Below are 15,650 nucleotides of genomic sequence, written 5' to 3'. Positions count from 1 at the left end.
AATGTCGTCCCCCAACCTGCATCCCATGCTCAATGTGGCCGTCAAGGCCGCACGCGCCGCCGGCGCGATCATCAACCGCGCCGCCCTCGACGTCGAGGCCGTGCGCATCTCGCAAAAGCAGGTCAACGACTTCGTCACCGAAGTCGATCACGCCAGCGAGCAGGTCATCATCGAAACGCTGCTTGGCGCGTATCCGGGGCACGGCATCCTGGCCGAAGAATCGGGCACCCAGCATGGCGCCAAGGATTCGGACTACGTCTGGATCATCGATCCGCTCGACGGCACCACCAACTTCATCCACGGCTTTCCGGTCTACTGCGTTTCCATCGCGCTGTCGGTGCGCGGCAAGATCGAGCAAGCGGTCATCTACGACCCGAGCCGCAACGACCTCTTCACCGCCACCAAGGGCCGCGGCGCCTTCATGAATGAGCGCCGCATCCGCGTTTCCAAGCGCACCAAGCTCAGCGAATGCCTGGTGTCCACCGGCTTCCCGTTTCGCAGTGGTGACAACTTCAAGCAGTACCTGGCCATCATGGCCGACATGATGCCCCGCATGGCCGGCCTGCGCCGCCCTGGCGCGGCCGCGCTCGACCTGGCCTACGTGGCGGCCGGCTTTACCGATGCCTTCTTCGAGACCGGCCTCAACCCCTGGGACGTGGCCGCGGGTTCGCTGCTGGTGACCGAGGCCGGCGGCCTGATCGGCAACTTCACGGGCGAGCCCGACTTTCTCGAACAGCGCGAATGCCTGGCCGGCGCGCCGCGCATCTATGGCCAGATGGTGCCCCTGCTCGCCAAGTACTCCAAGTTTGCCGGCATCGACGACAAGATGCGCGCCAGCGACCGCGTGCGCGCCGTCTCGGCCGCCGCGCGGCCCGGTGCCGATGAATCGGTCGACCTGTATGCCCGCAGCACCGTCACCGAGCTGACGGCAGCCCCGCTCGACGGCGAAGCGCCCGCGCCGGCCGCCGCACCTGCGGCCCCGGTGTCGCGCAAGCTCACGCGCATTCGCCGCGACGCGCCTGCCGACGGCAGCCCTTCCGAAGGCGACACCTCCGCCAAGTGATGCAGGGGCCACGTGCCGCCCTCAGGCTCCGTGCGGCGCTGCGCATCGCGCTGAGCCAATACGTCGCCAGCGGGCTCACCGTCGCGCTCGGCCTGCTGGTCATCTCGGCCGGCGCGCACCTATGGCTCGGCGCCATTGCGGCGGCGTCGGCCGCGGTGGGCGTGATTGTCACGGCCCCGCCGGACCTGCCCGGCCCGCGCCGCGGCAAGTTCTTCCAGATGCTGCCGGCGCCGCTGATCGGGCTGCCGCTCTTCTTTTTGGTGCAGCTGCTGCACACCGCGCCCATCCGCCTCGGCCTGGTGCTGGTGCCCGCCACCTTCATCGCCTTCCTGGCCATGGCATGGGGCAAGCGAGGCATCCCGATTGCCATCGCGGTGATGTTCTCGATGATTTTCTCGATGGCCACGCCCGCGCCCAGCGGCATGGCCGAGGCGCTCGAACGCACCTGGCACTTCGGCCTGGGCGCGGGGCTCTACGTGATCTGGGCCACGCTGGCCAACCATGCGCTCAACACGCGCTTTCGGGTGCAGTCGGTCTCGGACGTTCTTTATTCGCTGGCCGCGCTGATGCGCACCGAGGCCGGCCAGTTCACCCCGCTCGACGACACCAGCGACATCCGCGAAACCCCCGCGCCATTGCTGGGCCAGCTGTTGCGCGAACAGGCCGCGCTGGCCGACCAGCTGCAGGCCACGCGCGACATCGTGCTGGAGTCGCCGCGCACGCCACGCCGGCAGCGGCTGGCGGCCATGCTGGTGATCGTGCTCGAGATGCGCGACCAGCTGCTCGCGAGCGAGCTCGACCTGGACGCGCTCAAGAGCCATCCCGCGCATGCCGAGGCGCTGATCGAAATGCGCCGCGTGCTCGAAGAACTGGCCGACGAAACCACCGCGCTCGGCGATGCGCTGCTGATGGGCCGCCAGCCCGAAGCAGTGGCCGACCGGCGGCCGCGGCTCGCGTCGATCCATCTTTCCGGCGAGGACGATGGCGGGGGCCATGGTTTGCCCGGCCCGAATGCCGCCATGCTCGCGCGCGGCCTTGCCAGCCGCATCGGCCACATCAACGACGAGGTGCTGCGCCTGTCGGCCATGGCGCGCGGCGACGCCGAGCCCAACCTTGCCGTGGTGCGCGCCAACTGGCAGATGTTCGTGAGCCCCACCGATTGGTCGCTGCGGCCCTTTCTCACGCTGTGGCGCTGGGACGCACCGCCGCTGCGCCACGCCATTCGCGCGGCGCTGGCCATTGCGGCCGGTTACGCCATTGCGGTGTCGCTGCCCTGGGGATCGCACGACTACTGGATTCTGCTGACCATCGTGGTGGTGCTGCGCGGCAGCCTCTCGCAAACGCTGGAGCGGCGCAACAGCCGCGTGGCCGGCACGCTGCTGGGCAGCGTGCTGGCGGTGGGGCTGCTCTCCGCGCATCCGTCGCCCTTGCTGCTGCTGGTCATCGTCACGGTGTCGCAAGCCATTGCACACAGCTTTGCGGTGCGGCGCTATCTCATCACGGCGGTGGCGGCCACGGTGCTGGGCTTGGTGCAGGCGCACATGCTCAACACCGGCGCCGCGCCCATCTTCGCGCTGTTCGAACGCATTGCCGACACGCTGATCGGCGCCGCGCTGGCATGGGGCTTCTGCTATGTGCTGCCCTCGTGGGAGCGTGGGCAGATTCCGGCGCTGGTGGCGCGCACGCTCACCGCCCAGGCGCGCCATGCACGCCTGGCACTCGGCCTGGGCCAGCTGCAGGCAGTCGACAGCAGCCCCGAACTCGAATGGCGGCTTGCGCGCCGCGAGGCCTACGACAGCCTCTCGGCGCTGGTGCAGGCCACGCAGCGCTCGCTGTCCGAGCCGCGCGCGGTGCAGCCGCCGCTCGAGCCTCTTGAGCACCTGCAAGCGCACAGCTATCAGTTGCTGGCGCAGCTGAGCGCAGTCAAGTCGATGCTCGTGCTGCGGCGCGACCGGCTCACGCCGGCCGATATCGAAGGCCCGCTCGCGCGCACGGCGCAGCGCATCGACGCCGCCATCGGCACCGCCCCGATCACCGGCCCATCGCTTCCCGAAAGCTCCGCCTCCACCACGGTGGGCGGGCCGATTCCCCTGCCCGACCCGTTCGACAACGACATCAGCCCCTGGCTGCTGCGCCGCCTCGACCTGGCCACGGCGCTTGCCACGCAGCTGCGCGACGACGCGGCGCGCATTCTTCAACCTCTGAACGAGACACAGACCACGACGACCGCCACTGTCCAATGACTCAAGAGATCCTTGCCCACCCCTGGTTCGGCACCTGGCTCGCAGCCTTTGTCGGCGTTCCGGTCGCCCTCTTGATCCACCGCGTGGGCGGCCTCGTGCTGTTGCGGGTCACGCGCCCGACGCCGGCGCTTCATGCGATGGTGGTCAACTGCAAGGCAGTGGCGCGACTGGTGCTGCCGCTGGTCGCGCTGCTGCTGGTGTTTCAGGCTGCGCCAGACAACCTGCGCTTCATTGGCAGCGTGCGGCATTTCAACGGCCTGCTGCTGATTGCCGCCACCACATGGCTTGCCGTCAAGGCCATCAGCGGATTCGCCGACGGCGTGCTGGCGCAGCACCCGCACGACGTTGAAGACAACCTGCATGCGCGCCGCGTGCTCACGCAGACGCGCGTGCTTGCGCGCACCGCCATGTCGATGGTGCTGGTGGCTGGCGGCGCGATGATGCTCATGACTTTTCCGGGCGCGCGTCAGGTCGGTGCCAGCCTGCTGGCCTCGGCAGGCGTGATCGGCATCGTGGCGGGCCTGGCGGCCAAGCCGGTGTTCAGCAACCTGATTGCCGGCTTGCAGATTGCGCTGGCCCAGCCCATCCGCATGGACGACGTGCTGGTCGTCGAGGGCGAATGGGGCCGCGTCGAGGAGATCACCGGCACCTTCGTGGTCGTGAGGATCTGGGACGACCGGCGGCTGATTCTGCCGCTCAGCTATTTCATCGAGAAGCCGTTCCAGAACTGGACGCGCCAGTCGTCACAGTTGCTTGGCGCGGTCTTCATCTACGTTGACTACGGCATGCCGGTGGCCCCGCTGCGCGCAGAGGTCGAGCGCATCGTGAAGGGCGCACCCGAGTGGGACGGCCGCTTCTTCAATCTGCAGGTGACTGACGCCACCGAGCGCACCATGCAGATCCGCGTGCTTTGCACCGCGAGCAATTCGAGCCTCGCCTTCGAGCTGCGCTGCAAGGTGCGCGAAGGGCTCATCGACTTCATGCAGCGGGAGTACCCGCAGTTCTTGCCCAAGATGCGCATCGAGGGCGACGCGATGCAGGCCGCGCGCGCAGACCACCCGCTGGGTCAGGAAGCCGCGCCTCCCCATTAACTGCCGCGCTAGCCTGCGCGGAGGCTTCGGCGCAGCGGCGGAAGCTGGAGGTAGGTGAACGCCCGCAGCAGCCACTCCACCGGACCGTAGGCAAAGCGGCGCATCCACCACCCGCTGAGCAGCAGGTTGCCCGCGAAGATCGCCAGCGCGACGCCGAAAGTGGCCAGCGGCCCCATGGTGCCGATCCACCGCAGACCGTAGGCGAGAAAGAGCCACGCGCACACCAGTGATTGCAGCAGGTAGTTCGACAGCGCCATGCGGCCTGCCGGCGCAAGCACCCGCGCCAGCACGCGGCCGCGCCCGCTCTGGAACACGAGCAGCATGCCGGCCGCGTATGCGGCCGCCAGGAACGGCGCCGTCAGCAGCGTGACCGCGAGGCCCTGGACCTCGCGCACCGCGTTCAGCCGAAGGGTTGGAAGCGCATAGGCCAGCGCACCCGGCAAGCCGATGGCCAGACCCCAACACAGCACCCGCCACAGCAGGGTGCGATGCGCTTCGATGTGCGCAAGAAGCCCGCGCCGGCCGGCAATGAACCCCAGGAAGAACATGGCCAGCGCCTCCGGCGCCTGCACCAGCGCCGTCATCCACCAGGTCTGCGAAAGGTCGCGCACATGCTGCACCGCCACCATGGCCGGCGTGGCGCGGTAGGCGGCCAGTGCCGCGGCGGCCTCTCCGTAGGCCGCCTGCACGGCCATCTGCATGTCCAGTTGCGAATACATGCTGCCGAGGCGGGCCCACAACAGCGAAGTGAGCAGCACCAGCCCGATGGCCGCGCACGCCAGAAACACATCGCCGCGCCGCCGCAGCATGAGCAGCACCGCGCCCAGCACCGCGTATGCCATGAGGATGTCGCCGTAATAGAGCAGCACGGCATGCGCCACGCCGATGATCCACAGCCCGAGGTGCCGCCGCACCATGCGGGGCACGAAGGGTTTGCCGTCGCGCTCCGCCGCCCGCATCTGCAGGGTGAAGCTGTAGCCGAACAGGAACGAGAACAGCAGGTAGAACTTGGTCTCGAACGCAAAGGCCCGGACGAACGAGGCGATGTGGTCGGGCAGCGACATGCCCAGCGGATCGGGAATGCCCAGCGCGTAGTAGGTCGAAGCGAAGCTCGCGATGTTGACCACCAGGATGCCCATCAGCGCGAAGCCGCGCAGCGCATCGACCATCTGCTGGCGCTCGTCCGTTGCACTGCCCGGGTCCGGTGCGGAAGGGTGGTCCAAGGCGCGGTGCGGCGCGGTCATTGGGGGTTATTCCGGGGGATGGTTGATTAGATCAATCGACTGTAGCGTCTCTACAGTCGTTCGGGATCGAACGCCGACCGGCAAAGCAGGTGCAGGGCACACTGGGTCCGGGCCAACGATTGAACGAACGAACGATCGATCGAACCAACCAACGAATGAACGGATCGACGAATGACCGAACGAGGAGCAACCCCATCATGCTGAAGAACACCCCCATCACCCGCCGCCTGGCCACGCTGCTTGCCGCAGCCGGTTTCATGGTGTCCATCGCCGCCATGGCCACCACCGCGGGGGCGCAGACGCTGGACAGCCCGCTGCACATCGTGGTCGGCTATGCGCCCGGCGGCGCCACCGACCGCGTGGCGCGCATCGTTGGCGACAAGCTCGGCGCACGCTTGGGCGTGCCGGTGGTTGTCGACAACAAGCCCGGCGCGGGCGGCCGCCTGGCGGCGCAGCAGGTCAAGACCGCACCCGCCGGCCAGAACGTGCTGATGCTCGCCAACCCCGCCGTGATGGTGGTGGCGCCGCTTGTCTTCAAGGACAACAACTACGACCCCGAGCGCGACTTCGTGCCCGTGTCGCACGTCAACGCCTACGACTTTGCGCTTTCGGTCTCGCCCGCACTGCCCGTGCGCGAGCTGAACCACTTGCTGGCGTGGATGCGCGCCAATCCGAACCAGGCCAACGTGGGCGTGCCCGCCACGGGCAGCCTGCCGCACTTCTTCGGCCTCATGGTGGGCGAGAAGGCCAAGGTGCAGACGCAGATCATCGGCTACCGCGGCTCGGCCCCGCTGCTGAACGACCTGATCGGCGGCCAGGTGCCGATTTCCATCGACACCGAAGACGTTGTGCTGCCGCAGCACAACGCGGGCAAGCTGCGCATCCTTGCAATCTCCGGCGCCAAGCGCTCGCCCTTTGCGCCGAACATTCCGACCTTCAAGGAAGCCGGCCTCGACCTGGCCGCCACCGGCTGGAACACCTTCTTCGCGCCCGCCAGCATGCCCAAGGAGAAGGCCGAACGACTGTCCAACCTGATCCGCGAAGTCATGCAAGACCCCGACACGCAGCGCAAGTTCAAGGACGCGGGCATGACGCCGGTGGTGAGCACGCAGGCGCAGACGGTGGCAATGCTCAAGGCCTACCGTGCGCAGTGGGCCCCCGTCGTGCAGAAGTCCGGCTACCAGCCCTGAACCTTTCCAGACACATGACCAGACCCAACATCATCTTCATTGTGGCCGACGACCTCGGCTATGCCGACCTGGGCTGCTACGGCGGCCGCGATGCCGCCTTCGGCCCAGTGTCGCCCGTGCTCGACGGCCTGGCCGCCAACGGTTTGAAGCTCACGCAGGGCTATTCGAATTCGCCCGTGTGCTCACCCACGCGCTTTGCGATGATCACCGCGCGCTACCAATACCGCCTGCGCGGCGCGGCCGAGGAGCCCATCAGGAGCAGCAGCCGCGGCAGCACCACGCTCGGCCTGCCGACCGACCACCCCACCCTGCCATCATTGCTGAAGGCCAGCGGCTACCAGACCGCGCTCATCGGCAAATGGCACCTGGGCTACCCGCCCAGCTTCGGTCCGCTGCGCTCGGGGTACGACGAATTCTTCGGGCCTATGTCGGGCGGTGTCGACTACTTTACCCACTGCGACTCCACCGGCGGCCACGACCTGTGGCTTGGCGAAGAGGACAAGAAGGAAGAGGGCTACCTCACCGACATCCTCTCCAAACGCGCCGTGGACTACGTAGAGCGCATGGCCGTAAAACAGAAACAAGAGGAAGCCCCCTTCTTCCTCAGCCTGCACTACACCGCCCCCCACTGGCCCTGGGAAACCCGCGACGACGTCGAGAAGGCGCCGACCGTGAAAGACAACCTCTTCGACCTGGCCAGCGGCAACATTCATGTGTACCGCCGCATGATCCATCACATGGACGAAGGCATCGGCTGGATCATGGCCGCGCTGCAAAAGCACGGCATGGCCGACAACACGCTGGTGGTGTTTACCAGCGACAACGGCGGCGAACGCTTCTCCGACAACTGGCCGCTGGTCGGCGGCAAGATGGACCTGACCGAAGGCGGCATCCGCGTGCCATGGATCGCGCACTGGCCCGCGGTGATTGCCAAGGGCGGCGAGAGCAAGCAACTCTGCATGACCATGGACTGGTCCGCCACCATGCTCGACGCGGCCGGCGTGAAGGCCGATGCGGCCTACCCGCTCGACGGCGTGTCGCTCATGCCCGTGCTGAAGGATGCGAAGCACAGCTTCCGCCGCCCGCTGCACTGGCGCATGAACCATCGCGGGCAAGAGGCGATGCGCGATGGGGACTGGAAGTACCTGAAGGTGGACGGGTACGAATACCTGTTCAACATTCCGGCCGATGAGCGCGAGCGGGCGAATCTGGGGAAGAAGGAGCCGGAGCGGTTGGCTGCGATGCGGGCTGAGTGGGCGGCGTGGAATGCGACGATGCCTGGGATTCCGGAGGATGCGACGGTTAGTTTGGGGTATTCGGTTAGGGATATGCCGCAGAGATAGCGGTGCGACGGCGTGGGGAATGCGTGCCGTGCCTTCCGAAAACGACTGATTGGAGGACGTCGTCGAGCGGCTACTCAAGACTGTGTTGCAGACCTTGAAGCGGCGCGCCGCAGAGCAGTCGTTCAGCGCTCAATCCGAGGGGAAATTTTAGTGCGAAACGCAGGCCTATTTGGTCAGCAAGACGTCGCCGTAGACTGTCATTGCCAGGGAATACTGTGGGCCATCGCCGAGGGCCTGCGCAACTGCCTCGTTAGCTTTTTTTGTTGCTTGGAGAATTGTCGAGCCGGTTTCCCAATTACGGAGAAATGGCCCAAGCCATCGATAGGTCACCTTTACGTCTAGCGGCCAAGGTGAAGCGATGACCGCACGCGCTCCCTTTTCCAAGAGCTGCTTGGGTAGACCGACCGTTCTGTTATCCCAGGGATGCTTGTCGATTCGACCACCGCTGCACACAAACAAAATCACGACCTCAATGCCAGCCAATGCGGTTGCAAGCGCCGAAGGCGCTTCGACGAGGGTACCTTCATCTCGAATGCTATGTATGTACCGCCCCTCAGCCATTAGGCCACCATGGGCCGTAACAACCGCCAAGCCAGCATCGGTCATATCGCGCGGGAGCCTCCGCCCTGTGTCGACGGTGAACCCAAATTCCTCAAATGCCCCACCAAGCCTTGCGAGCGCAACATTCAGAGCGCCCGCCTCCTGTGGGTCGTCCTGAGCAGATATCCACGCTTTGTAGGCGTGATTGCCTTTGCGCTCGCGGGCTCTAGTCATCGAAAGCCAAGTAAGGGATGGAACCATACCGACTGCGGTTTGGGTGCCGAGGAAATAGCTAAAACCGCCGTCCTGTGGCTCGATCGGCACGAGATTGATTGTCAGTTGCTGCAGCAAGGGTTCTGCCACCACAACAAGCGAGTCTGGCGCGGGCAGGCGGACGTCCAGCTTCTCCATCGTCGTAAAGAAGTCATTGTTGCCTTGGGCCGCATCTATGTAGCCGTAGTTCCGCGGGTAGTCCTCCAGCCATGCGAGCATCCTCTGCTGAAAGGACTGCCCGTGTCGAGGCTGTTTAATGGACTGAGCTTTGCCCCCGGAGACGTAGATTACGTGCAAATTCCAGCGTTATCTACCCCTAAGAATGCGACGTTCAATCCTTCTTTGTTGAGCGACTGCGCATAGCGCACGGGCCAGTCGATCACCATGTCAGGTGGCACGCCGGACACTGAAACGGTGTGATCCGCCAGAAGCTCGACAGAGAGCGCTTTGTCGTCATCCGTTGGCGTTTGTTGAGCATGACCATCCAGGAGGCGGCGGGCGGCCAACCCCACCACCGCGTAATCGCCTGCAGCGTCCGCGGCATAGAGTGCTCGCTGCACCATATTGAACATCGCCGCTACGTCCAGAGCCGATGGTGTGACGGACGAGACTGTCTCCACCATTTGCGATGCTTGTTCGCCTACTAGGCCGAATGTCTTCCTCAGCAGGTCGCGCGTTTGTATGTCCACGGGAACACCTGCGACGTCAGCCTTCCGAACGATTTGAGCAAGTAGAATTGCGAGAGGAAGGAGCTCCGTCCGGTTGTTCGCGGCGAGCTCACAGCCGCGTGCCAATTCATCCACCAGCGTCGCGATTTCGTCAGGCTCGGTGTCCTTGACTACCAATAAACGCAAACCCAGTTCAGTAGAGACAATGCGCAGGTCAGTTAGCGGGTCGAACCCCAGATCCGATAACAGCTCCTTCAACTTCGGCAGAAACTTGCGCGCAAGCTCGTGCAGACCCAGGTCGCGCAGGATACGGATAACCGCATAGACCTCTTGCCACAGGTCCGCCTTTTCGACTGGAGCATCGGTCGCCAGCGCGCATGCGAGGCCGACTAGCGCCTCCACTTGATTTCGACACCGGTGGTACACATCCGCGAAAGCGAGCCATGCCAAGCGCCGGCGAGATCCGTTTCCCTGCCCCATCAACAACACTTGTTCGGCGAGGTTTCGGGCTCGTTGGAATTGGCCCGCTATCGCACAGTGGCTTGCCAAAAGACGCATCACCCGAAGATCCTCGTTGCGCTCTTTGGTCGCATATGGGCACATCGCGCATGCCAAGAGAACCATCCGTTCCATGTAGACAAGGTCGACGTCCTCGCCCTGCTGTGCCCCAATACGCAGGATGATGCGCGAAATGTATTGGACAACAAGGTCCGGATAGGGGCCCATCAACTCGGCGGGGAGAACGGTTACTCCAAATTCAGCGGCGCCCTGGACGTTCAGCCACGTCAAGCCTCGCTCGATAGCTTGCACGATGGCATCCTCGTCCACTTCCACGTTGTCAGCGGCCTCATTCAGTCCGAATTCAGGTGCTTCCTTTTCTGGCAAGGCAAGTCTCACCCCCTCACCCGCTATATCGAGCATCGTGAGCGCGATGATTGGAATGCCTAGATCGCCGCAAGACTCCACGGAGAGCAGCGTCGAGAGCGCCGAGCGTATCCCCCTGTCCTCAGGGTGCTGCGCCATGAAACGGATTGAAGCCAGAAGAGGTGCTCGGTAGTAGTCACGCTCTTCGCGACCGACCTCTTCTTTGAGCATCATGGCGCGCACCGACGACAGCACGATCTGTGTTGCCTGCCGTCCATACAGATCAGAAGTTGTGATTAGGCTTGCGGCATTGGCGGCATCTCGTGATTGACCAATGCTCCGCGCGTGAATGGCACAACAAATCAATGCAAGCTCCAGCCAATCCGTGCCCCATGCGCGAGCTTGCTCTATGGCTTGGTCATAGTTTGGCTCAGCGACCGACACATCCCTCAACAGCGCAAGATGATGCTCGGAAAATCCTGCTGTCGTGAAAACGCTGCCCCCATCCGACTTTGGCTGCTGGCAATTTAACAACAGGCGACGGTCGCGGTTTTCCCTGAGACGGACTGAGTTCGGATAAATCTGGGTGAGACGCGCATCAAAGCGCTCAATTCGTACGTTGTCTTCGAGATGAGTCGCAAGCTCGAGTCCTTCCTCCAGCCAGATCTCCTCAACAATGCCGTCAGCGTCATTCGGCAGTAAAGCGCGTGCGCGGGAGTCGTCACCAGCTTTGTGAGCAATCCGTGAAACCTGAACTAACTGCGAGGGCGTCAGGGACGAGAGAGATGACTGCATCTGCCCTATGACGTCCAGCGCTTCGTCGTCCCTGCCAGCCCGATGGAATAGTTGCGCCAATATATGTAGTCGCGCAACCTCAGTCAGTCGTAGTTCGCCAATCTCCTTAATCGCCTCAGTAATGCCTCCTCGGAGTGCCATGGAAAGCCACGCCTGTGCTCGCCGATTGACTTCCTCTTCGGGGTCATGCTCATATTGCAGAGAACCAACATAGCAGTCGTCGACACTGAGCAATTGCTCCAAGTTGTCTGGTCGTTCCGCCGGGATATCAGCAACATGCACTACTGCGTACCCGTTCGTTGTCTTGACCGCAGATACGCACTGACGGCATAGGGAAGTCACGTGGGACGCCCACAGGTCTTCTGAAGTCCGGACGGCCGATAGTCCGAAGACAGGTGGAAAGATGATGGTTGGGTCTCGATACTTGCTAGCCTCAGCAATAGCCACGAGCCTCTTTTGTCCTTCGTGCACGACGGCTGCCGTAAGGTCAGCGACTTCAAGCGTGGGGCAACTTACCACTCTCAATTGACGCTTCAAGACTTCAAGTTCTTCGGGGTCTGGCACCGAACCACGGAGTGCCTCAGTGCCGGACACTATGGCCTGCAGCACAGACTCGGGCGTCAAGCTAGTCGTCGTGGCCGGTGACAAGATGACGGAGACACCGGAGAACGGAAGCTTTCCAGTCTTCTTATCTATCGCCCCTATCAACAATGCGACCACCGTTCGTCCAATGGCCTCTTGAAATGAGCCCCCTTGAATCAAGTCAATACATCCGAGGTCGAATCCTTTAGAAAACAGGTAACGGGGATCGAAGCCTTTGACGACGTGAGCCTGTCTCGTTTCCACTCCGTTCATGTAGTCCTCCATTTTTTGCTGCGCGAGCTTAGCGGACGTTGAGCATTTGTTTCTCAAAGAAATCAACGTGCAGCAAGGACCAGGCCACAACCTCTCCCTCGAACGCCTGCTCCCAATCGAGGTCTGCAATCGCTGCGTAGCAGCCCTTGAGGGATGGCGGCTTCGGACTGAAAAATGGAGGTTCACGATTGACGCTGGCAAAATCGTTGGATGAATACAGAGAACTTTGAAGCTATTCACGCGATCAATCGCCCGCACGCGCCCGACGAAGCCACCGCTGATTTCATCTTCAAGGCCTATATGCTGCTGAAGAATGCTCCGCCCACCTTCAGCAAGTGGGCACGACAGGGCGCCTTCGAGAATATTGCGGCCTGCGCGGTGTCGTGGCGAGTCGTAGGCATTAGTGAAGACGCCCTCCGCAAGATCGCCGCGACCGGCAAGCGCGGTGACCTGCAACGTGGCCACTGGTTCGCGCGAGACAAGCGCTATGAAGCCTTGTTCGGCGTATCGGGGCCGACCATGGAGCGAGATGCTCTCATTAGGTTTTTCTTCGATCACGACACCACGGTAGTGATCACGAAAGAGCAGAACAATGCCGACGGAGGCCCCACCACATGGGGAAAAATCGTCGCAGTGCCGGAGGGCATGTTCACGACCAGCGGATACAGCTTTAATGTGCGCAAGCGCACCGAGATCCCCTGGGTCGCTGCCGCGGTGGCAGAGCTTGATCAAGGATGAATAGGATCTGGGTCCGCCTACACTGCCGGAGCCTATGGTTCGCGCCCATCGTCGGCGGGGGTTGCGGAGGTCTTCAAAACCGACACCTACGATCGCCCGCTTGTGGCCGACATCTGCCTGACAGCAAATCGACCGCGAGCGGCAGGTAACGTTGCATACCGAAACGTCGAGGCCATCCCCTCGACGCCAGCTATGCGCATGCATCGACATATGACACGGCCAGGCCCGCATGGCGGCCCTGCGCATCGCGCGCATGAGAGAACAGGTCCGGGGCCTTCGCCGCCTTGTTCGATGCACATGCCCATTGCCTCTCAGTCCTCGCGAACAAGCACATCCCCCTCAAACCGATACCGAAAATAAAACCACTTCTCAGTCTCCGACTTCGCTTCGATGCGAAACGCCGTGATCAGCCGTTCGCCATCCGTCTTCAGGTAGATAGCGCCGTACACCTCGACGTTGCTGCGCGCGAGCTCTTTCACGTCGGACTTGAGCTGGGTGATCTTGTCGGGCGAGAGCGTGCCCGCGGCCAGCTTGTCGATGGCGGCCAGCAGCTTGTCGACCGCATTCTTGTCTTCCATCGCCCGCGAGGAGCGCTGGAGCTCGGTTGAAAGAATCACCGGTGCGCCGCCGCGGCCAAAGCGTCCCAGTCGGCCCAGCAGGTCGGGCCTCGGGTGGATGTGGCCCTCTTCGTCTCCCGACGAGATGATGAAGGCGGCCGGGTTGACGGCATCCAGAAATGCATCGGTGACTTTCTCGGAGCCGTGGTGGCACGACTTCATGACGTCTGACCTGAAGGTGTCGCGCGCCTTGGTCACCATGTCGTCGTAGGCCGGGGTGCCGGTCTTCGGAAACTTGCTCGCGCCGGTGTAGTGCTGCAGCAGAAATTTTTCGGCGCCCTCGTTCAGGTCGCCGCCGAACAGCACGCTGAACTTTCCGTACTGGAGCCGCAGGATGACGGAATGGCCGTTCTTGGTTTCGCTGTACGAGCCCAGCTGCCGCAGCGCCGGGGTGCCATCGGGGCCTTCTTCGACGACAGGGGCCAGCACCCGTATCGTGTAGCCGCGGTCGTCCGACGGGGCGAAGTCGGGCATCCAGGCAGCGCCGTCTTCGATCGTCGCGTGCTGCGCCGAGAGCATGCGGACGTCGTGGATCTTCGGGTTGTCGAGCGCGGCTTTCATGACCTGTGGAAACAGATGGCCGGTGCCGGCGTTCTCGAAGATCGTCTTGACGGTTGCGTAGTCGGTTGCCAGATCGCCTATGTAGGCAATGGAAGCGCCGTCTTCCTTCACGGGCTTGCCGCCCAGCTTCTCCCAGGTTCCTGCAACGGGCCGCTCGACCAGCCCGTTGTGATAGACCGCACCAAAGCCGATGCCGGGGTCGGCAAAGACGTCCTTGAAGCCGAGGTAGTGATCGCTGTCCGGATGCGTCATGACGGCGGCCGCAAAGTTGAAGCCGCGATAGGTTTGGAACCTTGCGGCGAGAAAGGCGCGCATGTTGCCGCCCTCGCCGGCGTCGATGACCACGATGCGCTCTTCGTCGTCGGTCTCGGGTGAGATCAGCACGGCGCCATCGCCCTGCCCCACGTCGACAAAGATGATTTCAAGCGGCCGGCGGGCAACCGTGTCTTCCTTGCGGATGTAGAGCGTGCGCCGCTTGGTGGGCGAGCGGGCGGCCCAGTCGATCTCGAGCCATCCGTCGCCTAGATCTTTCTTGACCTTGAGGTAGTCACCCCAGATCACCTCGCGAAATTTTTTCTTCTTGTCATCGAAGAGATGGATCGGACTTCCGTCCGCGCGCAAGTTGACGAATCGATGTGCCATGCCTCGCCCCTCTCGTTCTCGGTGCGAGGGGGACGAGGCGTATCAACCAACGGCCTCGTCCCTCCGCCAAGCTTCATCCGTTCACGACAAGCTGGAACCTGCGCGCGAAGCTTCCTGCCCAGACGCGACGGCCTTCATCGAGGGACCTGCCGCAGCACCCGCCTCCAGCGAACACCATGCGGCTGACGGTTTGCCTGCTTCGAGCGAGCACCATGCAGCTGAAGGTTTGCCGGCCTCAAGCGAACACCAAGCAGCTGCAGGTTTGTCCACCTCAAGCGAGCACCAGGCCGCAGTTGGCTTGCCTGCCTCAAGCGAGCACCACGCGGCAGCTGGTTTATCTACCTCAAGCGAACACCAAGCAGCTGCTGGCTTGCCCGCCTCCAGCGAACACCACGCAGCCGCCGGTTTACCCGCTTCCAGCGAGCACCAAGCCGCCGCAGGTTTGCCCGCCTCAAGCGAACACCACGCGGCCGCATCCTTGCCGACCCCACGTTGAGACGTCGCAGGCGTAGCCTCGCCAAACTCCTCAGCCGTCAACCGCTGCATCTCTTCAAAAGCAGCTTGCAGCGCCTTGGCATCGTCCTCGCCGCGGAGGCCAAGGTACGGAAAGTGATGCAAGAAATAGCCGAAGGTGATTTCGCAGTCAGCGGCGTACTTTCTCGTGTCCAGAATGTGCATGTGCCAGAAGCGGTCGACGTCCTGCTCGGGAGCGAGCGTCAGGTCGGGGTGCTTGGCGTGCAGGATCAGGTAGCGCTTGTAGGCCACTTCCATTTGATTCGCGTAGCTTGGGGACCAGCCGTAGCCGTCTTCTTTACGGCAGGCCTTGAACTTGATGGGCGTGAGATCGAGCGCCTCGATGGCGGCGATGGTTTGGTCGAGTGTCTTGCGTTGGGCCGATTGAGTCATGAATGAATGCTCCTGTG

11 protein-coding genes are annotated in these 15,650 nt (G+C 63.3%); 6 read left to right on the top strand and 5 right to left on the bottom strand.

The window, feature by feature from the left end:
* Window position 1 precedes the first annotated feature (1 nt).
* Genes BLR24_RS09725 through BLR24_RS09715 form a run of 3 tightly spaced genes read left to right on the top strand, consistent with a single transcriptional unit; the run spans window position 2 to window position 4,397 of the window.
* Window positions 2-1,063 carry an inositol monophosphatase family protein gene (locus BLR24_RS09725; RefSeq protein ID WP_093016202.1) on the top strand — a complete coding sequence of 354 codons (1,062 nt, stop codon included), beginning with the start codon at window positions 2-4 and terminating at the stop codon, window positions 1,061-1,063.
* On the top strand, window positions 1,063-3,306 hold the full coding sequence (locus BLR24_RS09720; RefSeq protein WP_093016200.1) for an FUSC family protein: 2,244 nt from the start codon (window positions 1,063-1,065) through the stop codon (window positions 3,304-3,306). The genes BLR24_RS09725 and BLR24_RS09720 overlap by 1 nt, the downstream gene beginning before the upstream one ends.
* Complete coding sequence (locus tag BLR24_RS09715; protein WP_093016198.1) at window positions 3,303-4,397, top strand: mechanosensitive ion channel family protein; 1,095 nt, start codon at window positions 3,303-3,305, stop codon at window positions 4,395-4,397. The genes BLR24_RS09720 and BLR24_RS09715 overlap by 4 nt, the downstream gene beginning before the upstream one ends.
* An 8-nt stretch (window positions 4,398-4,405) precedes the next feature.
* Here BLR24_RS09715 and BLR24_RS09710 read toward each other — a convergent pair whose 3' ends face one another.
* Complete coding sequence (locus BLR24_RS09710) at window positions 4,406-5,641, bottom strand: DUF418 domain-containing protein (protein WP_093016196.1); 1,236 nt, start codon at window positions 5,639-5,641, stop codon at window positions 4,406-4,408.
* Between the two features lie 197 nt (window positions 5,642-5,838).
* On the opposite strand from BLR24_RS09710, the gene BLR24_RS09705 reads away from it, so the two are divergent.
* Window positions 5,839-6,831 (top strand): Bug family tripartite tricarboxylate transporter substrate binding protein, encoded by a 993-nt coding sequence (locus BLR24_RS09705; protein WP_093016194.1) that lies wholly within the window; start codon window positions 5,839-5,841, stop codon window positions 6,829-6,831.
* A 14-nt stretch (window positions 6,832-6,845) separates the two neighbouring features.
* Window positions 6,846-8,174 (top strand): sulfatase family protein, encoded by a 1,329-nt coding sequence (locus tag BLR24_RS09700; RefSeq protein WP_093016192.1) that lies wholly within the window; start codon window positions 6,846-6,848, stop codon window positions 8,172-8,174.
* A 165-nt stretch (window positions 8,175-8,339) separates the two neighbouring features.
* On the opposite strand, the gene BLR24_RS30890 is transcribed toward BLR24_RS09700, so the two are convergent.
* Window positions 8,340-9,206 (bottom strand): CHAT domain-containing protein, encoded by an 867-nt coding sequence (locus BLR24_RS30890; protein WP_217636307.1) that lies wholly within the window; start codon window positions 9,204-9,206, stop codon window positions 8,340-8,342.
* Window positions 9,207-9,274: 68 nt separating this feature from the next.
* Window positions 9,275-12,169: a phage holin family protein gene (locus BLR24_RS09695; RefSeq protein WP_217636306.1), complete on the bottom strand. Its 2,895-nt coding sequence runs from the start codon at window positions 12,167-12,169 to the stop codon at window positions 9,275-9,277.
* A gap of 210 nt (window positions 12,170-12,379) precedes the next feature.
* Here BLR24_RS09695 and BLR24_RS09690 point away from each other — a divergent pair, with 210 nt between their 5' ends.
* On the top strand, window positions 12,380-12,907 hold the full coding sequence (locus tag BLR24_RS09690) for a hypothetical protein (RefSeq protein WP_093016190.1): 528 nt from the start codon (window positions 12,380-12,382) through the stop codon (window positions 12,905-12,907).
* A 311-nt stretch (window positions 12,908-13,218) separates the two neighbouring features.
* Here the strand turns inward: BLR24_RS09690 and BLR24_RS09685 are convergent, their stop codons facing one another.
* Complete coding sequence (locus BLR24_RS09685) at window positions 13,219-14,727, bottom strand: ComEC/Rec2 family competence protein (RefSeq protein ID WP_093016188.1); 1,509 nt, start codon at window positions 14,725-14,727, stop codon at window positions 13,219-13,221.
* A gap of 81 nt (window positions 14,728-14,808) precedes the next feature.
* Entirely contained in the window at window positions 14,809-15,633 is an 825-nt protein-coding gene (locus BLR24_RS09680) for a glycine-rich domain-containing protein (RefSeq protein ID WP_254787222.1), read from the bottom strand.
* Window positions 15,634-15,650: the final 17 nt, after the last annotated feature.

The sequence above is a fragment of the Variovorax sp. OV700 genome, assembly GCF_900099805.1.
Classification (GTDB): domain Bacteria; phylum Pseudomonadota; class Gammaproteobacteria; order Burkholderiales; family Burkholderiaceae_C; genus Variovorax.
The sequence above is the reverse complement of the archived record's forward strand: the minus strand, read 5'-3'. Positions and strand labels throughout refer to the sequence as shown.